Source organism: Sphaerisporangium sp. NPDC051011 (assembly GCF_040653595.1).
Taxonomy (GTDB): Bacteria; Actinomycetota; Actinomycetes; order Streptosporangiales; family Streptosporangiaceae; genus Sphaerisporangium.
In genome coordinates this window covers 83,427-106,293 of sequence record NZ_JBFAGG010000002.1, presented here as the reverse complement: position 1 = coordinate 106,293, position 22,867 = coordinate 83,427, and the positions used below count along the sequence as shown (strand labels likewise).

Sequence of the window (22,867 nt, the reverse complement as noted above, 5' to 3'; positions counted from 1 at the left end):
TCGCCCCTCAGATGAACTTCTTCGACGCGAGGAACTCGGCGGCCTTCGACCCGCCGTCGCCCTCGTCCTTGACGATGGTGCCGGCCGCGCGCGGGGGCGCGACGGCGAACTCGACGACCTCGCTCCAGGCTCCGCCGAGGCCGACCTGCGCGGCGTCGATCTCGGCGTCGGCGATGCCGAGGGTCTCCACCGGCTTCTTCTTGGCGGCCATGATGCCCTTGAACGAGGGGTAGCGCGGCTCGTTGATCTTCTCGACGACGGAGACCACGGCGGGCAGCGAGGCCTCGACCTTGTCGAAGCCGTAGTCGGTGACCCGCTGGATCGCGATCGCGGAGCCGTCGATGTCGACCTTGCCCGCGAGCGTGAGCTGCGGGACGCCGAGGCGCTCGGCCAGCATGGCGGCGAGCACGCCGGTGCGCGCGTCGGTGGACTCCGAGCCGAGGACGACCAGGTCGAAGCCGATCTTCTTCAGCGTCTGGGCCAGCGCGTACGAGGTGGAGAGGGCGTCGGAGCCGTGGAGGGCGTCGTCGACCAGGTGGACGGCCTTGTCGGCGCCCATCGCCAGGGCCTTGCGGATCGTGTCCGTGGCCTTGCCCGGCCCCATGGTGAGCACGGTCACCTCGCCGCCGTGGGCTTCCTTGATCTTGAGCGCCTCTTCGACGGCGTATTCGCACAGCTCGTTGATGACGCCGTCGGCGGCGTCACGGTCGAGCGTCTTGTCCTTGGCATTCAGCTTGCGCTCGGTCGCCGTGTCGGGGACCTGCTTCACGCAGACGACGATGTTCATGGCCGGTGGCCGACCTCCCGTTTCACAGGCGCCACCACATCGCTGGGATGGCGCCGATTCCTCGGCACGTGCGCGCGGGGCACGCGCACGTCGTACGAGCCGCCCCGGCGATCGGCACCGGAGGCCGCTTTCAGATTGTCATGGGCCCGGGAGCGTGGTGACAGCGGGTGCCCCGGGGCGATCATCCGTTTCCGGGCACATCGCCCCTTCCCTATGTTACCCATGAGTAGCTTAGCGGCGAACCCGCAGCTACCCGGCCCGCGCGAGCCTCGGGGGCTACTTTTCCCCACCATACCGAACTTCATTCCAGAACTATGCTCGGGAAGGTGTCCGCCCTCAGCTCGCGAACGCGATCGTCACGAGGACGACCATCACGGTGCCGAGCGCCAGAACGAGCGTGAACGGGCTGAACAGCGCCGTGAGCAGGGCGTACAGCCCGACCGTACCCGCCCCGCCGACCAGGTCGAACACCACGCGCGCCCTGGCCTTGGCCACGACGCCGAAACCCGCGTCCACGAGCACGCCCACCCCGTACGCCGCCAGCACCAGCAGCGACAGCTCCGGGACGTACCCATGGGCCGCCGCCGCCACCAGCCCCGACACCACGCCCGCGCCCACCACCCAGCGCTTCCTGACCTTCTCGCGGTGCCGCGCGAGGGTCGCGTCCACGGACCCCGCGGGCTCACGCTTGTCGGCCGGGCGCCACTCCTCGGTCGGCGGCTCGGTGCTCGCCACGCGCCTGCGCGGCGGCGGCACCAGCACCGGCGGCACCGGCGCGCCCAGCCGCGCGCACAGATCGGCCGCCGTCGGCCGGGACGCCGCGTCGGCCCGCAGGCACTCGGCCAGCAGCGGAGCCAGCCACGACGGCACGTCCGCCAGGTCGGGCTCGTGGTGGACGACGCGGTAGGCGACCGCCGGCGCCGGGCCCGTGCCGTACGGCTGGCGTCCCGAGGCCGCGTACGCGACCGTCGCCCCGAACGCGAAGACGTCGGCCGCCGGGCCCGCCTCGCGGCCCTCCAGCACCTCGGGCGCGAGGTAGCCGGGCGTGCCCAGCACGGCACCGGAGGCCGTCACCGAGGACGCGTCCAGCGCGTCCGCGATGCCGAAGTCGATGACGTGCGGCTCGCCGTCGGCGATGATCACGTTCGCCGGTTTGAGGTCGCGGTGGACGACGCCCGCCGCGTGGATGGCCGCCAGCGCCTCGGCGAGCCCCGCGGCCAGCCGCTGCAGATCGTCGCCGCGCACAGGACCGCCCGCCGCGACGAGGGCGCCGAGCGAGCGCCCCTGGACGTACCGGGTGACCAGGTAGGGCCGGGGGCTGGTCATCGAGGCGTCCAGCACCTCGGCGATGTGCGGGCCCCGGACCCGCCGCATGGTCTCGACCTCACGCCCGAGCCGGGCGAGCGCGACCTCGTCCGAGGCGACATGCGGATGCAGGACCTTGACGGCAACGGTGTGCCCCTCGGGATCCAGTGCGAGATGGACCTCGCCGAACCCGCCCGCCCCCAGCCTCGACAACAGGCGGTAGGGCCCGAGCTGATCCGCCGCCGGCACGCTCATGCGACTCCTTCCGGGGGTTCCATCGTGCGCGCTCTGCGGGCTCATTTCCACACTGACACTGGGGGAAACGATGACCGTCTCGGGTCATTTCCCCCAGAAGGCCAGAAAACTCAGGCCCAGATTCTTCAAGAGATCTTTGACCAGCCCGCTGACGAGCCCCGTCGCGCTGCTGCGCGCCGACGCGCTGAGCGAGTTGATCACCTGCGAGGGCGCCTCCCAGGGCGTCCACGACGGCTCGGCCGTGACGGCGGCCATCACCGCGAAGAACGCGAGCGTGCCGAAGAGGATCGTCACCACCATGCCCGCCCCCGGACTGCGGATCACCGCCGTCAGCGTGCGGGCCACGGCCTTGCGCGGCTTGCCGCCCCCGGGCAGCACGAACAGCCCGGCGACGAACGCCGACGCCCCCCACGCCGCCGCCGAGTCGCCGTCCATCTGCGCCAAGTAGTGCAGCCCGCCCCAGGCGCAGACGCCGAACATCGCCGCCAGAGGCGTGATCACGAGCGTCGCCAGCGCGGACTTGATCAGCGCCCACGGGGTGCCGAGCACGGCGAGCAGAGGGTCGCTCGCGCTGCTGCCCCGCACCGAGCGGCGCTCGGCCAGATCGCCCCACAGGTGCTCCCCGACGCGCAGGCACAGCACCACGACCACCATGAACACGCACGCCAGCACGGGCACCATGCGCGCGAACGCGACCACCACGACCAGCAGCACCGCGGCCAGCAGCGGATGCCCGGCGCGGTACCGCGGGCGGTCCTGCCGGGGCTCGGGCCCGTGCCCCTGGTCCGGCTGATACGGCCGCGCACCCACCGGCGGCGGCGCCGAACCCGGGGCGGCGCCGGGCGCGGGAGGCGGCGCGGGCGGGTAGACGGCCCTCTGGTCCGGATGCGGCGGCGGGGGCGCGTAGCCGGGCGGAGCCGCGTGGCCGGGCGGCGGCCCGTACGGGGCGGGCGGGTACGCGGGCTGCGGCGCGTATCCCGCCGGGGGCGGCGCGTACGCGGGCGGCGAGTACGGGGGCGGCGCGGCGGGAGGCGGGCTCGTGCTCGGCGGGGACACCGCGGGGGGCGCAGAGGCCGCGACGGCCTTGCGCCTGCGCTCAGGCTCGGCGTACTTCACGGGCGGCAGCAGGTCGGAGAAGCTGTCCTCCCGGGCGAGCTTCTCGCGCGTGGTGCGCGCCTCGCCGGGCTCGGCACCCTCCGCCCCCGAGCCCGCTGGCACTCGACCGCCGTCGGTCAGGACCCGCGTGCCGTCCCCCAGGACACGGGTACCGTCGCTCAGGACCCGCGTGCCATCGTCCAGGACACGGGTACCGTCATTCAGAACGCGGGCACCGTCGTCCAGGACACGCGTGCCGTCGTCGGCGCCGGAGACGCCGGAGACGCCGGGCACACCGGGAATTCTCGCGGCGCCGGAGACACCCGGAGTCCCGGGGGCCATGGTGCCCCGGAGCCTGCTCGCACCCGCGCCCTCGCCGTTGCCGCCCGAGCCGCCGATCCTGCGCGTGTCTCCCGCCCGTACCGGGCTCTCCTGAAACGCGGTCAGGCTCGGGTCCAGCGCCCGCGACATCGCCAGCAGGCGGCGCGCGTCCGGCCGGACGGAGGCGTCGACGGCGAACGCCGCGCGCAGCCAGCCTCGCAGCCAGACGGGGGCCTGGTCGATGTTCGCCCGGCCCTCCATGATGTTGTAGCAGACCGACTCGAAGGTGCCCGTGCCGAACGGCGGCTTGCCCGTCGCGCCGAAGAAGACGGTGGCGGCCAGCGCGTGCACGTCCGCCGCCTGCGTGATCTCCTCGTCCCTGATGATCTCGGGCGCGAGGTAGCCGGGCGTGCCGACGAACATGCCGGTCTGCGTCAGCCGGGTCGCGTTGACCAGGTGGGCGATGCCGAAGTCGATCACCAGCGGGTCGCCGTCGACGAGCATGACGTTCGCCGGCTTGAAGTCGCGGTGGATCACGTCCGCCGCGTGGATCGCGATCAGCGCCTCGCACAGCCCGCGCGCCAGCCGGATCACGCCCTCGGCGGACAGCGGCCCGTCCGACAGCACCGTCTCCTCAAGCGTGCGGCCGGGGGCGAACCGCGTCACGATGAACGGCGTACGGCCGGTGAGCTCAGCGTCGATCACCGCCGCGACGCGCGGGCTGCGCACCCGGCGCATGGTCTCGACCTCGCGCGTCAGGCGGTCACGGGCCTTGAGGTCGGCGGCCACGTGCGGGTGGAGCACCTTGACGGCGACCTGCCTGCCCTCGTCGTCCAGGCTGAGGTGGACGACGCCCATGCCGCCCTCGCCCAGGCGGCGCAGCAGCTTGTATGGGCCGAGCCTGTCCATCGTCTCGCGCATCGCCTCACCCGTCATGCCCCCGTCAACCTGCCTTCGCTCGAAGCCGGCTGAGACTCTTCAGCCACTCCGTCATCTCCACAGGACTCCAGACTGCCTCTCCCGACGGCCTGATGAGCGTGGTCACCGCGTAGAAAGCCGCCGCGGCGGCCAGAACCCCGAGTACGCAGGTGACGGCGATGGCCGCCCCCCTCGAGGGGAAGACGGCCGCCAGCGAGCGGTTCATCTGCCGGCCCGGGCCCACGACGCCGGGACCGGCGCAGATGATCCACAGCGACACCGCGACCCCGCAGCTCAGGACGAGGCTGGACGACAGGGGCCTGACCAGGAAGGCCAGGACCAGCGCCACCGGAACGCCGAGGATCAGCGCGTACGGTACCAGCGCGATCGTCAGCCCGATCGATTTCAGCAGCGCGCCGGGACGGGCCAGCACGCCGAGCACGCCGGGCCCGCTCGACGGGTGCCCGGCGTCGTGCGCGGGCTGCGCGATGTCGGCGGCGCGCAGCAGCACGGCGCCGAGAACGACCACCACCGTCACCACCACGGGCGCCAGCACCGCGGCGGCGATCACGAGGACCAGCGCCAGCACGCTCGCCGCGCCGTACACGGGCGAACCGGCGTGCAGACCGGGCGTCCGGGCCGCGCCGGGGTCCGGCGTCGCGTCCGAGGGCAGGTGCATCGTGGGAACGTACGACGGGCCCTGCTGCCGGCGGACGTGCGGCGTCCTCTCGAAGATGTCCGGCGGCTGCTCGAACAGCGCCTGCGGATACGGATGCCCGCCCGCCCCACCGGCCCGCCCCTGCTGGCCCGCTCCCTGCGCGGCCCCTTGCCCGGAAACGGCCCCTTGCCCGGAAGCCGCCCCTTGCCCGGAGGCCGCCCCCTGCGCGGGAACCGCCCCCTGCGGAGGGCTCGTCCCGAGCCCTCGAGAGGCCCCGGCGCCGTAAGCGGGGTTCGGCCCTGTGCCCCGAACGGGCGGCGCGCCCTGCGCGGCCGAGGAGGTCATCCCGAGCCCATGAGAAGGGCCCCCCTGACCGTGAGCTCCCGTACCCTGACCGTGAGCCCCCGTACCTTGGCCGTACGGTGCGACGCCTTGCCCGTGCGTCCCCGCGCCCTGGCCGTGCGGCGGCGATCCCTGCGGACGGGACCCCATCCCCTGGCCGGGCTGGTACGCCATTCCCCGGCCGGGCTGGGCCCCCGTGCCCTGCGCGGGCTGGGCCCCCGTGCCCTGTGCCGGCTGTGACCCCGTGCCCTGCGCGGGCTGGGATCCGGTGCCGGGCCCCTGGTAGGGCCCCGTACCCGGCCGCGCGGGCGCACCCGTGGCCCCGGTGGCGGGCCCGGTCCCCAGGTGATGGCCTGACCGGGCGTCGGCCTCCTTCAGCTCCTCCGGGCGTACCCGCCGGGTGGGCACCTCGCCCTGGTCTAACGCCCCGGGCCGGGCATCCCACGGACGGGACTGCCCCGGCGGGGCGAACCGCGTCGGCATCTCTCCCTCGGCGACGGGCCCGGGCTGGGAGTCCCCGGCGCGCGGACGGACTGCGGGCGTGTCCCACTCCACCCCGACCTCGCGCAGCTCCTCCCCGGTCACGCGCCGGGTCGGCCACGGATCTCCCGGGCCCGCGTCCTGCGGGACGTCGCCCAGCAGCGACACGTACTCGTCGGCGGAACCGCCCGCAGGCCGTCCCGGACCCGCCGCACCGGTCACGGACGCCCCGGGAACGGAAAGTCCGGGCACCGCCGCGCCGGGCACCCCCGCTCCGGGGACGGACGCGCCCGGGGCCGCCGGGCCGCCCGCGACCGGTTCGGGTAGCAGGGAATGGCCCGTGCGGGGCGGCTCGACGCGGGAGGCGCCGGTACGGACGGGCCGGGTGCCCGGAGGCGGGCCCGTCAGCGGCTGGTCGTCCGGCGGCATCTCCGGAAGCGTGATCACCTCGTCGGGTATGCTCGCCCGCCCCTGCCCCCCACGCGGGGGGACCATCCGCGAGAGCTGCGCGGCGAGCTCGGCCGCCTTGGGCCGCCTGGCCGGGTCGCGGTGGAAGGCGGCGCGCAGCAGCGGGCGCAGCAGCGCCGGAGCGGCCTCGACGTTGGCCCGCCCGGCGGTGATGTTGTAGAAGATCATCTCCAGCGTGCCCTTGCCGAAGGGCGGCTGGCCGCTCGCGGCGTACAGCATCGTGCCCGCCCAGGCGTGCACGTCGACCTCGGGCCCCGCCTCGTGCCCCTCGATGATCTCGGGGGCGAGGTAGCCGGGGGTGCCGATGAACATGCCGGTCTGTGTGAGCCGGGTGGCGTCGACGGCCTGCGCGATGCCGAAGTCGATGAGGACGGGGTCGCCGTCCAGCAGCAGGACGTTGCCCGGCTTCAGGTCGCGGTGGATGACCCCCGCCGCGTGCACCGCCGCCAGCGCCTCGGCCACGCCGTGCGCCACCCGCAGGAGCGCGCCGACCGCCAGGGCGCCGTCGCGTTTGACCGTGTCGTCCAGTGGCATTCCCGGGACGTACCTGGTCACGATGTAGGGACGGCTGCCGGTCACGTCGGCGTCGAGCACCTCCGCGATGTAGCGGTTCCGCACCCGCCGCATGGTCTCGACCTCGCGCGCGAGCCTGCGGCGCGCGACGTCGTCCCCGGTCACCTCGGCGCGCAGCGCCTTGACGGCGACCTGCCGCCCCTGGGAGTCGAGCGCGAGGTGGACCACGCCCATGCCACCCTCACCGAGCCGCCGGAGCAGCCGGTAGGGGCCCAATCGGTCGTCATGATTCATCTGATCTCCGGCGGTGCCCCGGTTTCGTGTCCGGAGGAAGGTGCCTTGCTCCAATTGTCACATCTTGCTTACCGTGCGCAATGCCCATGGACATCGGCCTTCGATCGACGGCATGGCCTGCCGCCACCACGTGCACACGCGGCAGGCGCCCCTCAACGCCCGCCGGCAGGCAGCCGGACCCCCGCCGCCGACCGCCGGTTCGCCCTCCCGGCCTCACCCGGCCACGAGAGCACCCCGCGGACGTCTGCCCACGGTCTTTGACGGTACGTAGCACCATACCGGCTTAAACCCCATACATAAGTGAACCATGAGGCCACATTCCCGGTAGTACAACGGTCCACGGGGTGGCATAGGTTTCCCAAGCCGGGAAAGTCCTCGTCAAGTCGCCGCCCGCGCGCGGGGCCGTACGTATGGGCGGGTGAGGCGGGACCCTCGGGGTCACTGCGCGAGCGCGACCACCTCGGCGGTCTTCAGCCGCGTGAGCGCCTCGCCCGCGATGGCCAGCTTCGAGGCCCGGATGCCGCTGCCGATCACGACCTCCGGTCTCCGCGCCACCTCGGCGTCGACCAGCACGGGCCACTCCTCCGGCAGCCCCAGAGGCGCGATGCCGCCGTACTCCATGCCGGACATCTCGACCGCGTCCGCCTGCGGCGCGAAGGACGTCTTGCGCGCGTCCAGATGGCGGCGGATCACCCCGTTGACGTCGGCGCGCATCGTCGCGAGCACCATGACCGCCGCGTACCGCGTCTCGCCTCCCCGCTTGGCGGCGACGATCACGCAGTTCGCCGAGTCCTCCAGCGCGACCCCGTACCGCTCGCAGAAGGCGGCGGTGTCGGCCAGCGCGGGGTCGATCGGCGCCACCGCGACGTCGTCGGCCAGGTTCTCCAGGGCGCGGGCGACCGGATCGGCGAGCAGGTCGCGCCGGTCGCGCGCAGGCACCCATTCGAGCGTGCCCAGTGCCATGGGTCATCTCTCCTTCAGTACGCGGTGATGAAGCTCGGTCACCACCTTACGGGCGGACTCGAAGGCCCCCGCCTGCCAGGCGATGAGGTGCGTGAGCCAGTCGCCGGCGAAGTAGACCCGCCCGGCGGGGCGCTGGAGCAGCGAGAAGCCGCTCATCGACGGCCAGCGGACCCAGGCCCCCTCGATGTGCGGCTGCCGCCGCCAGGCCACCGACACCGACGCGAGGATCCCCTTGGCGTACGCGCGGCCGTGGACCTTCGCGCCCTGGACCAGCGCGCGGCGCAGGCGCTCGCGGTGACGCAGCCGGTCGTACGCCTCGGCGTCCTGGGCGGTGTTGTAGTAGCCCACGACCAGGCCGCGCTCGCCGTGGAACCCGTAGGACGGATACCAGATGTGCCCGATGTCCAGGTCCGTCTCGGTGGCGCCGCCGTAGATGCGGTCCTCGACCTCCCACCAGCGGCGGCCGTACTCCAGGCCCAGCTTCCCCGCCGACAGCGGCACCGGCGTGGCCAGCGCGGACTGCACGTCGGCGCCGAGGTTGCCGGGGATCTTGGCGAGCAGGTGCGGCGGCAGCGCGGCGACGCAGTAGTCCGCCCGCAGGAAGGACCCGCCCTCGACGGTCACCTCGACCCCGCCCGGCCGGTTCATGATCTTCGTGACGCGGGTGCCCGTACGGATGCGGGCCGCGCCGACCCGCGCCGCGAGCGCGCGCACGATCGCGTCCATGCCGCCGACCGGCTGGAACATCGGCATCGCCTGCTCGTACCCGGCGTCCATGGTGAGCACCCGGCCGAGTCGGGCGCTCAGCACGTCGGTCAGCGGCGGCGGCGGGCCCAGATCGGTCCCCGTCCCCACCCCCGGATTGACCCGGTACCCCCGGCGCTCGCCGCCCGCGTACGAGTGCGAGGCGCCGATATCCCCGAAATGGGAGAGGAAGTCCAGAAGGCGTTCCTTGTCGCCCTCGGTGAGGCGCGTGTCCAGCGCCCCGGCGTCGATGGCCTTGGCCAGCAGTTCGGAGATGTACCCGTAGGCGTCCGCGCGGGCCGTGCGAACGCGGGCGGGACCGCGCATTCCGGCGGTGAGCACGTACGCGGCGGCGTTGCCGTTGACGAACACCTCCAGGGGGACGCCCAGCTCACGGCAGTAGTCGAGCGTCACCATCCACTGCGCGATCCGCGCCGGACCGGCGTTGAAGTACGTCCCCTCGCCGAAGCCGACCCGCTGCGTCTCCCCGCGCTCCCCTGGGGACAGAGTCGTCGGAGACATGTTCGGGGACATGTGCGCCGTCGGCGCCCCGGATGCCCCAGGCGACGCGCCGCCTGCCAGACGCCCGGCGGCTGCGCTCCCCGCGCCTCTTTCCGCCACGTGGGGCAACTCGGTGACGATGTCCCCACCGCGCAGGGTCAGGCTGCGCCCTCCTACGCGGTCGCGGGCCTCCAGCACCGTGCAGTCGTACCCGGCCTTGCCCAGCTCGTACGCGCACGCCAGCCCTGCCACGCCCGCGCCCAGCACGAGCACCTTCGCGGCCGAACCACCGCGCAACGAGAAGTCGGACCGCTGCGGCGGGACGTACGGCGCCGGCCCTCCCCCCGTCGGGGGCACCGGGGTCGTCGTCTCGGTGGGGGCCAGGCCGAGTACGCCCATCGCGGCGTACATCGCACCCGCGCCGCCCGCCGCGCCGATGCCCATCAGCAGCGAGCGCCGCGTCAGCCCGTCCGCGCCGGCGCGCCGCGGTAACCCCTCGTCCTCCACGAGGGTCAGCCGTAGATGCCGCTGCCGCAGGCCACCTGGCCGGCGATCGACGCGTACAGGCCGAGCAGGCCCATGATGTCGCGGAAGTCGTCGGTGGTGAACTCGGTGTGCCGGGGGCCGGCCTGCCGGGTGCCGGGCACCAGCGAGCAGGCGGCGGCGATGGCCGTCGAGTTCCACTCCACGCCGAGTGTGACCGGCAGCGGGACGACGTACGGGCGGAAGTCACCGAGGCGGTTCAGCGCCCGCGCCGCGGCCTCCCGGATCAGCGCCTGCGCGACGCTCGGCGTCAGCAGTTCGGCGGCGAACCGGTCGACGCCCCTCTTCACCGCGACCGTCTCAACGTCCCCGAGCAGCGACCGGGCCTCCTCACAGACCGCCTCGTCCCCCGTGACCAGCGCCACCGGCACCCCGAAGAACCCGGCGAACCCGGCGACCAGCGCGGTCTCGCCGACGACCTCGCCATTCAGGTAGACGTTCTGGATCTCCTTGCCCATCCAGGTGTGGTTCAGCACGCCGTGCCGGACGCCGGCGCGGGCGTGGTACCCGGTGAAGCACGCGGCCTGGAAGTCGCCCGTCAGCCCCTGCGCCATGCGCATCGGCTTGCCGGGGCCGCGGATCAGTGAGGCGCGCGGATCGAGCAGGTCCACCCGCAGGTTCTTCGTCGAGCCGTGCGCGTCGTTGACGACCACCGCCGTCGCCCCCGCCTCGCACACCCCCGCGACCACCGCGTTGGCGTCGGCGGTCATCAGCTCACAGCCACGCTCGTAGCCACGACCTCCGGCGTGCATCTCCTCGGGGTCGGTAAGCCCCGTCACGCCCTCCATATCAACCGACACATAAACCTTCATCGCGATACCCAGTTTCCCACCCCTCCACCACCACCGCCGCCCATACACCCACACTCGCCCGCCCAAAGCGCCCCAACGGCCACGACCAAGCCGATCACTACGGCCACCGTCCCGACCTCCCGCTCAAGCCACGCACCTCCCCGAGGCCACCCCGGAGACATCGCCATAGGCCCCCAACCGGCTCATCGACCCGAACTGAAATCGCGCCGCATGCCGGAAACTCAGCTCCAGAGGCGTCCGGGACCGACAGCGGAACGCATCAGCTCGACGTCCGGTGCCCGTACCAGGAATTCGGCCCGCTCACCGCCGACGACACCATGGAACACCCTGTTCCGCCTGCGCGTCACGCCGTAGACGCCAGGGGACGACATATCGACGATGTCCACAACCGAGACCGCCGAGAACCGCCACCGGAACGAGGAGCCTTGGAGTATCAGCCTCCCCCGCCCCCAACGCCTGCCGGAACGGTCCACGAAACGCATTTTGCAGGGGATCCTCACCTCCACCCCTGACTGATACTCCGCCCTGATATTGGCGGACCGCAACTCCACCCACAGGGCCCCGACGAACTCAAACAGGGCAGCGACGAAGTCGAGGAAAATCTCGAAAAGGAATTCGGCCAACAACCTGAAGCCCCTCGAAAGTCCAAGGCCGAGGCCACGCCCAACCCGACGATCGGAGCTCCAGCCATTCTTGGAAACCGTTCACAGCGATCGTCCCTTGCCGATGACCTAGCGCTCGTCGAGAGAGGGAACGGCCGGCCGTCTAGGGCGTGCCGGCCCTGTCCACGCGGCGGCGCAGGAACTCGATCTCGCGGCGCAGTTCGGCCATCTCACGTTTGAGCGCCTGGACCTCCCAGAGGGCGTCCCGGACGTCCTGCCGGTGGTCGGCCCGTGTGACGTACCGCCCGTCGAGCCGCCGAAGCACGGCACGCCGCACCCGCATGGGCAGTAACGCCCGCATGACAAACCGCGCCATGACAGTCACCCTAGCGGCAAAACATGATCTACCCGAACCCGACGAAGGCCGTGAGCTTTCGACCCGCGGCCCCCCGTCATTCCCAGGTTTCGCAAGTTATCATCAGCAATGTGGGAACGTCAGCGCCAGACCTGTTGCCCATCTTCCGGTCTCGGTTTCAGGCCGATCTCTTGGCTCGCGTCTACCTCGCAGCCGGTCAAGAATTCTCGATCAGTGACCTGGCCACCGGCCTCGGCCACCCCGTCAGTACGACGCAGCGCGAGGTGGATCGCCTGGTGGCGGCGGCGCTGCTGCGGGAGCGGAGGATCGGGCGCACGCGCCTGGTCCGGGCCAACACCGAGGCGTCCACCTACCGGCCGCTGGCTCAACTGCTCGCGGTCTCCTTCGGAGCACCGGCGATCATCGCCGAAGAGTTCGCCGACATCCCTGGCATCCACGAACTGGTGGTCTTCGGTTCGTGGGCGGCCAGGTACCGCGGGGAACCCGGCCCTCAACCTCGCGATGTCGATCTGCTCGTCATCGGATCGCCGCCACGAGGGGACGTCTATGACTCCGCAGAACGGGCTGAGCAGCGCATAGAACTTTCCGTGAATCCCGTCATACGCAGCGTGTCCGCATGGGAGTCTGGCACGGACGGGCTGATCCAGCAGATCAAGGGGTCTCCCACTTTCCAAATCGACCGTCACCAGAAGGTTGGGGACAACAGTGCGGTGGACTCTGGGTGAAGAGGTCATCCAGCGACTCATCTCAGACGGCGAGCTCCAGCGGGTCCCGCTGGCCCGCGACATGGCCCGATCCATGCTGCAAGCAGCCGAAAGTCACCTGGCCTCGGTGAAGAAGATCCAGGACGATGATCCCGAGGGCGCTTACGCGCTGTGCTATGACGCCGCGCGAAAGGCTTGCTCGGCTCTTCTCCAGGCACAAGGTCTTCGCGCCACGTCGGCCGGAGGTCACATCGCGCTCAAAGACGCGGTGGTCGCTCAGTTCGCCGGCGCCCCTGAGGGACGTGTGCTGCGCCGGCTCGACCAGAAGAAGGAACGTTCTGGAGTACGGCGGCCAGCCCGGAGAAGCCGTGACTTCGGAGGAACTCCAGGAAGCCGCGTCCTGGACCGCGGCGATGCTTGAGTTCTGCGCCCGCCTGATGCCACGGCTGGACCCGTTCTGACGGCGTGGCCGATGTTCCTGGTCGTGCCGCCGCCTCCTTCGGAGGGCGCGTCTTCAGCGGCCGGTGAAGTCGGGCTTGGTTTTTTGGGTGAAGGCCGTGAGGCCGGTGTGGGCGTCCTCGGTGGCGAAGAGGGCCGAGAAGTGCAGGCGTTCGATCTCGAGGCCGGTGTCCAGGTCGACGTCGAGGCCGTGGTCGACGGCCTGCTTGGCGGCGCGCAGGGCCAGGGGCGGCCCGGCGGCGAAGCGCTCGGCGAGGGCGAGGGCCTCGGTGTACACGTCGGCGTCGGGGACGACCTTGTCGACCAGGCCCACGGCGAGGGCCTCGCCGGCGTCGACGTGACGGCCGGTGAAGATGAGGTCCTTGGCGCGGGCGGGTCCGATCAGCCGGGGCAGGCGCTGGGTGCCGCCCGCGCCCGGGATGATGCCGAGCGCGATCTCGGGCTGGCCGAGCTTGGCGCCCGCGCCCGCGACGCGGAAGTCTGCGCAGAGGGCGAGCTCGCAGCCGCCGCCGAGCGCGTACCCGGTGATCGCGGCCACGACGGGCTTGCCGATCTTCGCCACGGCGGTGAAACACGCCTGGAGGCCGCCGGAGTGCGCCGACATCTCGGCGTAGCCCATGTGGGCCATCTCTTTGATGTCCACCCCGGCGGCGAACACCCGCTCGCCGCCGTAGATCACGACGGCGCGCACGTCCGGGTCGGCGTCCACCTGCCGGGCGGACGCGCCGAGCTCTTCCTGCATCTGGCCGTTGAGGGCGTTCATCTTCGGCCGGTCCAGGCGGATCGTCGCGATGCCGCCGCCGGACTCGACGCGTACGAACTCTCCCATGACGCCCTCCTCAGGGGTGTGGCGCCGCGCCCCCGGCGGCGCGGCATCCCCCACCTTAGGGTGCCGCCGATCACCGGCGGCCCGCGGGTGCCGCGCGCGTGAGGGCTCCGCCCCGGAAGCCGGGGCGGAGCCCTCCGTCAGCGCAGGGTGCCGTTGGTCATCCCCACCGGCTCCTCCGGCGAGGCGATCAGCCCGAGCTCGGCCGGGGAGGACATCAGCGTGTGGAACGGCACGACGCGGACGGTGTACCCGAACGCGCCGGTGCGGTCCAGCGGGACCACGCCGGTGTAGGTGGCCTTGCCGTCGTCGCCCACCGCCTCCACGGCCAGCGAGACGTACGACGGCTTGATCAGGTCGTCGTGGCCGCCGACCTTGCCGTAGGCCGCCTGCACGCTCACGTCGTCCGGGGACAGCTCCCCGAGCGCGATCGTGGCGCGCACGTCCATGGACACCCCCAGCTCGGGCGTGTCGCCGATGCCGGAGGTCTCGACGTGCTCCACCCGGACGCCCGGCCAGGCGCGGGTGACCCGCAGCTTCCAGGCGGCGAACTCACGCGCCCGGACGTGGTCGGCCTTGGACAGCTCGCGCGCCGACCCCGCCGCCGGGGTGTAGAGATCGACGACGTAGTCGCGCAGCATGCGCCCGGCCAGGACCTTCGGGCCGAGCGAGCTGAGCGTGTGCTTGACCATCTCCAGCCAGCGCCGGGGGTACCCGTCGGCGGCGCGGTCGTAGAAGCGGGACGAGACCTCGCGCTCGATCAGGTCGTACAGCGCGGAGGCCTCCAGCTCGTCGCGGCGGTCGGCGTCATCGACGCCGTCGGCCGTCGGGATGGCCCACCCGTTGTCGCCGTCGAACCACTCGTCCCACCAGCCGTCCTTGATGGACAGGTTGAGGCCGCCGTTGAGCGCGGCCTTCATGCCGGAGGTCCCGCAGGCCTCCAGGGGACGCAGCGGGTTGTTCATCCACACGTCGCAGCCCTGCACCATGAGCTGCCCGAGGTTCATGTCGTAGTCGGGCAGGAAGACGATGCGGTGCCGGACGTCCTCGCCGTCGGCGAACCGGACGATCTGCTGGATCAGCTTCTTGCCGCCCTCGTCGGCCGGGTGCGCCTTGCCCGCGATGACGATCTGGACGGGGCGCTCCGGGTCGAGCAGCAGCTCCTTGAGCCGCTCGGGCTCCTTCAGCATCAGCGTGAGCCGCTTGTAGGACGGCACGCGCCGGGCGAAGCCGATCGTCAGGACGTCCGGGTCGAGGGCCTCGTCGATCCAGCCGAGCTCGGCGCTGGAGGCGCCGCGGGACCGCCAGGAGGCCCGCAGGCGCGCCCGGGCCCCCTCGACGAGCTGTCGGCGCAGCCTGCCGCGGATGCCCCAGATGTCCTCGTCGGAGAGCTTCTGGATGCCCTCCCAGCCCTGCGCCTTCTCGATCAGCGAGGGGAGCTCCTTGCCCGCCAGCTCCATCACCTCGCGGCCCACCCAGGTGGGGGCGTGCACGCCGTTGGTGATCGAGCCGATCGGGATGTCGTCCAGGTCGAAGCCCGGCCAGAGCCCCTGGAACATCTCGCGGCTGACCTCGCCGTGCAGCTCGGAGACGCCGTTGACGCGCTGGGCGAGCCGCATGCCCATGACGGCCATGTTGAACACCGAGCCCTCGCCCGGGGTCTCCGGCGTGCCCGGCTCGGCGCCGAGCGCGAGGATGCGCTCCACGGGCACCGTCGGCCAGGAGTTGGCGCCGCCGAACTGCCGCTCGATCATCTCGACGGGGAAGCGGTCGATGCCCGCGGGCACCGGCGTGTGGGTGGTGAACACCGTGCCGGCCCGCACGGCTTCCAGCGCCTCGTCGAAGGACAGCCTGTGCTCGGTGAGCTCGCGGATGCGCTCCAGGCCGAGGAAACCGGCGTGGCCCTCGTTGGTGTGGAAGACCTCGGGGTCGGGGTGCCCGGTGATCCGGCAGTACGCGCGCAGCGCCCGCACGCCGCCGATGCCGAGCAGCAGCTCCTGCAGGAGGCGGTGGTCGGTGCCGCCGCCGTACAGCCGGTCGGTGACGTCGCGGGCGACGTTGTCGTTCTCGGCGACGTCGGAGTCGAGCAGGAGCAGCGGGACGCGGCCGACCTGCTCCACCCAGATCTGGGCGTGCAGCGTGCGGTCGCCCGGCAGCGGGATCGCGATGCGGGCGGGCGTGCCGTCCGCATCCTTGAGCAGGGACAGCGGCAGGCCGCCGGGGTCCAGGCTCGGGTAGTGCTCCTGCTGCCAGCCCTCGGCCGACAGGGACTGCGTGAAGTAGCCGTGCCGGTAGAGAAGCCCGACGCCGAGGATGGGCACGCCGAGGTCGCTGGCGGCCTTCAGGTGGTCGCCGGCGAGGATGCCGAGCCCGCCGGAGTACTGCGGGAGGGCGGCGGCGATGCCGTACTCGGGGGAGAAATATCCGATGGCCGCCGGCGCGCCGGGCAACGTCTGGTACCAGCGGGGGGCGGTCATGTACTCGCGCAGGTCGTCGGCGGCGTCCGCCAGCCTGCGGAGGAATCTGCGATCACGTGCGAGCTCGGACAGCCTGTCGGCCTCCACCGCTCCCAGGAGCGCCACGGGATCGTGGCCTACCCGCTCCCAGGTGTACGGGTCAACCTCCGCGAAAAGGTCCATGGTCTCGGGGTGCCAGGACCAGCGCAGGTTGTGCACCAGCTCGCCCAGGGCGGCCAGCTCGACGGGAAGGACGGTACGGACGGTGAATCTGCGGATTGCTCTCACGGGGCCAGACCCTAGTTACTCAGCGCCACGACGCGCGACCGAAACGCTCTTTGCGTCTGCCAGATCTCTTGCGATTCGCTCTCACCACTAGCAAACATGCTCAAACCTCACTAAAGCCGACGCGGCACAGTGATCACAACTCGATCATGTACGACTGTCGCGCACACCGGCAACATGATGGAGAAAGGGCGCGCCGGACCCCCCTAACTTCCCCCGAGCAGGCTTGAGGAGGGACTATGGGGGCAGTCCCATGTAGGAGCCTCACCTTCACACCTCCGGTCCCGGGGATGACACAGGTCACTCCTGACCGGTCGCGACCGTGCCCACAACCACTCTCCGGCAGCCGACCGGAACTACCCGAAAGCAAAGATCAATCCTTGCCCTCACAATTCCCGGTGGCGCCCGGTGCGTCGCCGCTACCTTGAGACGCGATGATCGGACGAATCCCAATTCAGGACATTCACCCAGTCGTCGACTGCGGGCGCTGGCCCGCGAAATCCGCGGCGGGCGAGACCTTCGAGATAGCCGCCACGGTGTTCCGCGAGGGACACGACGCGGTGGCGGCCGGGGTGGTTCTGTTCGCCCCGGACGGCACTCGAAAGCCGCTCCTGCTCATGCGGGAGGGGGAGCCCGGCACCGACCGGTGGTCGGTGGAGGTGACGCTGCCCACGGAGGGCACCTGGCAGTACCGGGTCGAGGCGTGGAGCGACCCGGCGGCCACGTGGCTGCACGACGCGGGCATCAAGATCCCTCGCGGCATCGACGTCGACCTGATGTGCGAGGAGGGCGCCCGCGTCTTCGAGCGGGCCGCGAAGGGCGTGCGCCCCGCGGGCTGTGACGACTGCGCCCACCGCGCGGCGCTGCAGGCCGTGGCGGACAAGCTGCGCGACGACGAGCTGGACCCGCGGGCGCGGCTCGCGGCCGCCCAACTCCCCGAGACCGCCGCCGCCCTGGCCGCCCACCCGCCGCGCGATCTGGTGACGCGCGGGCCGAGGTACCGCGTCCATGTCGAGCGGCGCCGGGCGCTGTTCGGGTCGTGGTACGAGCTGTTCCCCCGGTCGGAGGGCGCGGTCGTCGAGGAGGACAACGTCCCCAGGTCCGGAAATTTCCGGACTGCTGCCGAGAGGCTGCCGGCCGTCGCGGGCATGGGCTTCGACGTCGTCTACCTGCCTCCGATCCACCCGATCGGCGACGCCTTCCGCAAGGGCCGCAACAACACCCTGAACCCCGAGTCGTACGACGTCGGCTCGCCGTGGGCCATCGGCTCGGCGGACGGCGGCCACGACGCGATCCACCCCGACCTCGGCACGCTGGAGGACTTCGACGCCTTCGTCAGGCGCGCGGGCGAGCTGGGCCTGGAGGTCGCGCTCGACCTGGCGCTCCAGTGCTCCCCGGACCACCCGTGGGTCAAGGAGCACCCGGAGTGGTTCACCGTCAGGGCCGACGGGACGATCGCGTACGCCGAGAACCCCCCCAAGAAGTACCAGGACATCTATCCCCTGAACTTCGACAAGGACCCCGAAGGGATCTTCGCGGAGGTCCTGCGCGTCGTCCGTCACTGGATGGACCACGGCGTGCGCATCTTCCGCGTCGACAACCCCCACACCAAGCCGGTGGAGTTCTGGGAGCGGCTGCTCGGCGAGATCCGCGCCACCGACCCGGACGTCGTGTTCCTGTCGGAGGCCTTCACCCGGCCGCCGATGCTGCGCGCCCTGGCCAAGGTGGGCTTCCACCAGTCGTACACGTACTTCACGTGGAGGACCACCGAACGGGAGCTGGAGGAGTACCTCTTCGAGCTCTCGCACGAGACGTCGCACTACCTGCGGCCGAACCTCTTCGTCAACACCCCCGATATCCTGCATGAATACCTCCAGACCGGGGGCATGCCGGCCTTCAAGATCAGGGCCGTCCTGGCCGCGCTGGCCTCGCCGTCGTGGGGTGTCTACGCGGGCTACGAGCTTGGGGAGAACACCCCGGTACGTCCGGGCAGCGAGGAATATCTGAACAGCGAGAAATACGAGCTGAGGCCGCGCGATTGGGCGACGGCCGAACGCGAGGGCCGCAGCCTTGCGCCTTTCCTCACGGCGCTCAATTTGTTCAGAAGAGCGCACCCGGCGGCCCAGGAACTGCGTAACCTACGGTTCCACAACGTCGACCACCCGGATATGATCTGCTTCTCAAAGCGGCTGCCCGGCGCCTTTGACCCGTCCACACGACGGCACGGCATAGGCGATGTGGTCCTGGTCGTCGTCAACCTCGATCCGCACAACACCCACGAGGCGACGGTCACGCTGGACATGCCTGCCCTCGGCCTCGATTGGGGCGCGGAATTCATCGTGGACGACGAGCTCTCGGGTGAGTCGTATCGCTGGCGGCATGCCAACTACGTACGACTCGATCCACATATCAACCCAGCCCACGTCCTCACACTGCGAGCGACGCCGGCGAGCCGGCCATAGGCGCCCGGCCGCGTAGGCGGATGCGCGCATAAGCACAGCGGGGAGTCCACAGGTGAGCTTGACGCCTCAGCCCGTCCCGAACACCTTCACACACGAAACACCACGCGACCCGCGTTGGTACAAGCGTGCCGTCTTCTACGAGGTCCTCATCCGAGGATTCGCGGACTCCAACGGAGACGGTACCGGAGACATCCGGGGTCTGATCAACAAGCTGGATTATCTCCAGTGGCTCGGCGTCGATTGCCTGTGGCTCCTGCCGCTCTACGAATCCCCCCTCAAAGACGGCGGATACGACATTTCCGACTTTATGAAGATTCTCCCCGACTTCGGGGATCTGGGAGACTTCATCAAGCTCGTCGACGAAGCGCACAAGCGGGGCATGCGGGTCATCGCCGACCTCGTCATGAACCACACCAGCGACCAGCACCCGTGGTTCCAGGCCTCCCGCCACGACCCCACGGGGCCGTTCGGGGACTTCTACGTCTGGTCGGACGACAACGAGGCGTACAGCGACGCCCGGATCATCTTCATCGACACCGAGGCGTCCAACTGGACCTACGACCCGGTGCGCGGGCAGTACTACTGGCACCGGTTCTTCCACCACCAGCCGGACCTCAACTACGAGAACCCTGCCGTGCAGGACGCCATGCTGGAGGTGCTGAGGTTCTGGCTCGACCTCGGCATCGACGGATTCCGCCTGGACGCGGTGCCGTACCTGTTCGAGCAGGAGGGCACCAACTGCGAGAACCTGGCCCCGACCCACGCCTACCTCAAGCGGGTCAGGCGCGAGGTCGACCGCCTCTACCCCGACCGCGTGCTGCTCGCCGAGGCCAACCAGTGGCCCGCCGACGTCGTCGAGTACTTCGGCGACCCGGTGACCGGCGGCGACGAGTGCCACATGGCCTTCCACTTCCCGCTCATGCCGCGCATCTTCATGGCCGTGCGCCGGGAGACCCGCTACCCGATCTCCGAGATCATGGCCCAGACGCCCAAGATCCCCGAGAACTGCCAGTGGGGCATCTTCCTGCGCAACCACGACGAGCTGACGCTCGAGATGGTGACCGACGAAGAGCGCGACTACATGTACACCGAGTACGCCAAGGACCCGCGCATGCGGGCGAACGTCGGCATCCGCCGGCGCCTGGCGCCGCTGCTGGAGAACGACCGCAACCAGATCGAGCTGTTCACCGCCCTGCTGATGAGCCTGCCGGGGAGCCCGGTGCTCTACTACGGCGACGAGATCGGCATGGGCGACAACATCTGGCTGGGCGACCGCGACGGCGTCCGCACGCCCATGCAGTGGACCCCGGACCGCAACGCCGGGTTCTCCGACTGCGACCCGGGCCGCCTCTACCTGCCCGTGATCATGGACCCGATCTACGGGTACCAGGCGCTCAACGTCGAGGCGCAGCAGAAGAACTCCGGCTCGCTGCTGCACTTCACCAAGAAGATGATCGAGATCCGCAAGCGCCACCCGGTCTTCGGTCTCGGCGAGTTCACGGAGCTCAACTCTTCCAACCCCAGTGTTCTGGCCTTCGTCCGGGAGCTAGGCGACGATCGAGTTCTGTGCGTCAACAACCTGTCCCGCTTCCCGCAACCCGTGGAGCTGGACCTGCGGAGGTTCGAGGGGGTCACGCCGGTGGAGTGCACGGGTGGGGTTCCCTTTCCGCCGATTGGTGAACTTCCGTATCTTTTGACGCTCCCTGGGCATGGGTTCTATTGGTTCACCCTTCCGCCAACGAGCGCAGCAGCCGAGGAGACGTGACACATACTCTCGAAGCGCTTCTTGCCGGCTGGATCACCGGTCAACGGTGGTTCGCCGGCAAGAGCCGCGCGATCAGCGAGCTCGCCGTCGAATCCGCCACCCCGCTGCCCCTCCGTGATCCTGAAGAAATCCTCCACAACGCTGTGGCGGGTTCCTCCAGGACCACGGACCCGGTGGCCCGGCCGCGGACCCGCGGGCAGGTATCCGTCCGACACCTGGTGATCACCGTCCGGCAGGGTGACGCCACCGACCGTTATCAGCTTCTGGTGGGCTTTCGCCCGGAACTGCCGCAACGGCTGCGGCACGTCGCGATCGGCCTCACCGACGAGGGCTACGCCTACGACGCCGTCCACGACGCCGACGTCACGGGCGTGCTGCTCTCGGCCGTCGCCGGGGACGCCGACGTCGGCCCCCTGCGCTTCCGCCACATGCCGGGCACCGAGATCGACACCTCGGCGCGCAGCCTCGTCCTCGGGGGCGAGCAGTCCAACACCTCGCTGGTGTTCGGCGACGCCTACATCTGCAAGCTTTTCCGCAAGCTGATCCCCGGGGTCAACCCGGAGGTGGAGGTCGTCTCCGCCCTCGCCCGGCGCGGCTCGCGCAACATCGCCCGCCCCTACGGCTGGATCGAGGCCGACATCGCGGGGCAGAACACCACGCTCGCCTTCACCCAGGAGTTCCTGCCCACCGCGAGTGACGGCTGGTCGCTGGCCCTCACCAGCGTCCGCGACCTGTACGGATCGCCGCCGGGCACGCCCTGCTGCGACGCGGGAGGCGACTTCGCCGCCGAGTCCCACCGGCTCGGCGTGGCCACCGCCAACCTGCACCGCCAGATGGCCGACGCCTTCCCCACCAGCACGATCGAGGCGCCGGAGGTCAAGCGGATGGTCGAGGGCTTCAGGCGCCGCCTGGACTCGGCCATCACGGAGGTGCCCGAGCTGGCCGCCCACGCCGCGTCCGCCCACGAGGCGTTCGACCGGCTGGCCGACATGGGACGGCCGATCACCGTCCAGCGGGTCCACGGCGACTACCATCTCGGCCAGGTGATGCGCACGCCCAGCGAGTGGATCGTCCTGGACTTCGAGGGCGAGCCCGGGCAGCCGCTCAGCGAGCGCCGCGCCCTGGACTCCCCGCTCCGGGACGTCGCCGGCATGCTCAGGTCGTTCGAGTACGCCGCCCGCCACCTGCTGTTCGGCCGCGCGGACGCCGCGGCGCTGGAGCCGTGCGCGTCCGAGTGGGCCGAGCGCAACCGGGCGGCGTTCATCGCCGGGTACTCCGCGGGCGGCGGCAGGATCCACGGCGACGACGCGATCCTGCTGCGGGCACTGGAGCTGAGCAAGGCGGCGTACGAGGTCGTCTACGAGGCGCGCAACCGCCCGGCGTGGCTTCCCATCCCTCTCGCCGCCTTCACCCACGCCGCCGCGTAGATTACGATCCGTAATCGCGTTCATGCGAGGCGTGAGGCGGTGGGAGGATGCGGCGAAGGGGGCTCGCCGTCGCGGGGGCCGGGGCCTTCGCCCTGGCCCTTCTGCTGACGGCGTGCCTGGCGGAGCCGCCGGACTGGCGGGCGTCCGGGGCCTACGGCGATCCGGGGCCGGACGCCGCGCGGCCCGGTGCCCCCCGGCCCTCGGCCTCGCCGTCGATGCGCCCTGCCCCGGAGCCCTGGGAGGAAGCGCGGGCCACGGACGTGCTGCTGGCGCATCCGGCGCTCGGCCGCACGGTCAGGAGGGCGTACGCCCGGGCGGCGGGCCGGCCGCTGCGGTCGGCCGCGGACCTGCGCGTCCGCACGTTGATCTTCCGGCGGCACGGCTGCGAGGCCCATCGCTGCCTGCAGTTGTTCGTCGAGTTCCCGGGCCACCGATGGCTGGACGTCGGGCGCGTGATCGTCGATCTTTCCACCGGCGACGTACGAGTCCTGAAATGGTGAGATATG

At 71.2% G+C, this 22,867-nt stretch carries 16 protein-coding genes; 5 read left to right on the top strand and 11 right to left on the bottom strand.

Features of this window, described 5'->3' with window-relative positions; translation table 11 throughout:
* Positions 1 to 7: 7 nt before the first annotated feature.
* From AB0H21_RS04625 to AB0H21_RS04585, 9 genes are all read right to left on the bottom strand, one after another.
* On the bottom strand, positions 8 to 787 hold the full coding sequence (locus tag AB0H21_RS04625; protein ID WP_358511670.1) for an electron transfer flavoprotein subunit beta/FixA family protein: 780 nt from the start codon (positions 785 to 787) through the stop codon (positions 8 to 10).
* Positions 788 to 1,123: 336 nt separating this feature from the next.
* Positions 1,124 to 2,347: a serine/threonine-protein kinase gene (locus AB0H21_RS04620; RefSeq protein ID WP_358511667.1), complete on the bottom strand. Its 1,224-nt coding sequence runs from the start codon at positions 2,345 to 2,347 to the stop codon at positions 1,124 to 1,126.
* 84 nt (positions 2,348 to 2,431) lie between these two features.
* Positions 2,432 to 4,699, bottom strand: a complete 2,268-nt coding sequence (locus AB0H21_RS04615; protein WP_358511664.1) for a serine/threonine-protein kinase — start codon at positions 4,697 to 4,699, stop codon at positions 2,432 to 2,434.
* Between the two features lie 7 nt (positions 4,700 to 4,706).
* Entirely contained in the window at positions 4,707 to 7,436 is a 2,730-nt protein-coding gene (locus AB0H21_RS04610) for a protein kinase (RefSeq protein ID WP_358511662.1), read from the bottom strand.
* Between the two features lie 438 nt (positions 7,437 to 7,874).
* Entirely contained in the window at positions 7,875 to 8,399 is a 525-nt protein-coding gene (locus AB0H21_RS04605) for a YbaK/EbsC family protein (RefSeq protein ID WP_358511659.1), read from the bottom strand.
* A gap of 3 nt (positions 8,400 to 8,402) precedes the next feature.
* Positions 8,403 to 10,088, bottom strand: a complete 1,686-nt coding sequence (locus tag AB0H21_RS04600) for an FAD-dependent oxidoreductase (RefSeq protein ID WP_358513009.1) — start codon at positions 10,086 to 10,088, stop codon at positions 8,403 to 8,405.
* A gap of 68 nt (positions 10,089 to 10,156) precedes the next feature.
* Positions 10,157 to 10,999: a M55 family metallopeptidase gene (locus AB0H21_RS04595; protein ID WP_358511656.1), complete on the bottom strand. Its 843-nt coding sequence runs from the start codon at positions 10,997 to 10,999 to the stop codon at positions 10,157 to 10,159.
* A 221-nt stretch (positions 11,000 to 11,220) separates the two neighbouring features.
* Positions 11,221 to 11,625 carry a hypothetical protein gene (locus AB0H21_RS04590; RefSeq protein ID WP_358511654.1) on the bottom strand — a complete coding sequence of 135 codons (405 nt, stop codon included), beginning with the start codon at positions 11,623 to 11,625 and terminating at the stop codon, positions 11,221 to 11,223.
* Between the two features lie 139 nt (positions 11,626 to 11,764).
* Complete coding sequence (locus AB0H21_RS04585; protein ID WP_358511651.1) at positions 11,765 to 11,977, bottom strand: hypothetical protein; 213 nt, start codon at positions 11,975 to 11,977, stop codon at positions 11,765 to 11,767.
* A 23-nt stretch (positions 11,978 to 12,000) separates the two neighbouring features.
* Between AB0H21_RS04585 and AB0H21_RS04580 the strand changes: the two genes are divergently transcribed.
* Positions 12,001 to 12,702, top strand: a complete 702-nt coding sequence (locus tag AB0H21_RS04580; RefSeq protein ID WP_358511648.1) for a hypothetical protein — start codon at positions 12,001 to 12,003, stop codon at positions 12,700 to 12,702.
* Positions 12,703 to 13,195: 493 nt separating this feature from the next.
* On the opposite strand, the gene AB0H21_RS04575 is transcribed toward AB0H21_RS04580, so the two are convergent.
* On the bottom strand, positions 13,196 to 13,969 hold the full coding sequence (locus AB0H21_RS04575; protein WP_358511645.1) for an enoyl-CoA hydratase-related protein: 774 nt from the start codon (positions 13,967 to 13,969) through the stop codon (positions 13,196 to 13,198).
* 137 nt (positions 13,970 to 14,106) lie between these two features.
* Complete coding sequence (glgP, locus tag AB0H21_RS04570; RefSeq protein WP_358511642.1) at positions 14,107 to 16,710, bottom strand: alpha-glucan family phosphorylase; 2,604 nt, start codon at positions 16,708 to 16,710, stop codon at positions 14,107 to 14,109.
* 431 nt (positions 16,711 to 17,141) lie between these two features.
* On the opposite strand from glgP, the gene AB0H21_RS04565 reads away from it, so the two are divergent.
* Genes AB0H21_RS04565 through AB0H21_RS04550 form a run of 4 tightly spaced genes read left to right on the top strand, consistent with a single transcriptional unit; the run spans position 17,142 to position 22,861 of the window.
* Positions 17,142 to 19,169, top strand: coding sequence for an alpha-1,4-glucan--maltose-1-phosphate maltosyltransferase (locus AB0H21_RS04565; RefSeq protein WP_358511639.1), 2,028 nt, complete (start codon positions 17,142 to 17,144; stop codon positions 19,167 to 19,169).
* 52 nt (positions 19,170 to 19,221) lie between these two features.
* Complete coding sequence (gene treS / locus AB0H21_RS04560) at positions 19,222 to 20,934, top strand: maltose alpha-D-glucosyltransferase (protein ID WP_358511636.1); 1,713 nt, start codon at positions 19,222 to 19,224, stop codon at positions 20,932 to 20,934.
* On the top strand, positions 20,931 to 22,361 hold the full coding sequence (locus AB0H21_RS04555; RefSeq protein WP_358511633.1) for an aminoglycoside phosphotransferase: 1,431 nt from the start codon (positions 20,931 to 20,933) through the stop codon (positions 22,359 to 22,361). The genes treS and AB0H21_RS04555 overlap by 4 nt, the downstream gene beginning before the upstream one ends.
* Positions 22,362 to 22,408: 47 nt before the next feature.
* The gene (locus AB0H21_RS04550; RefSeq protein ID WP_358511630.1) at positions 22,409 to 22,861 is read left to right on the top strand and encodes a hypothetical protein; all 453 of its coding nucleotides are present in this window, start codon (positions 22,409 to 22,411) and stop codon (positions 22,859 to 22,861) included.
* Positions 22,862 to 22,867: the final 6 nt, after the last annotated feature.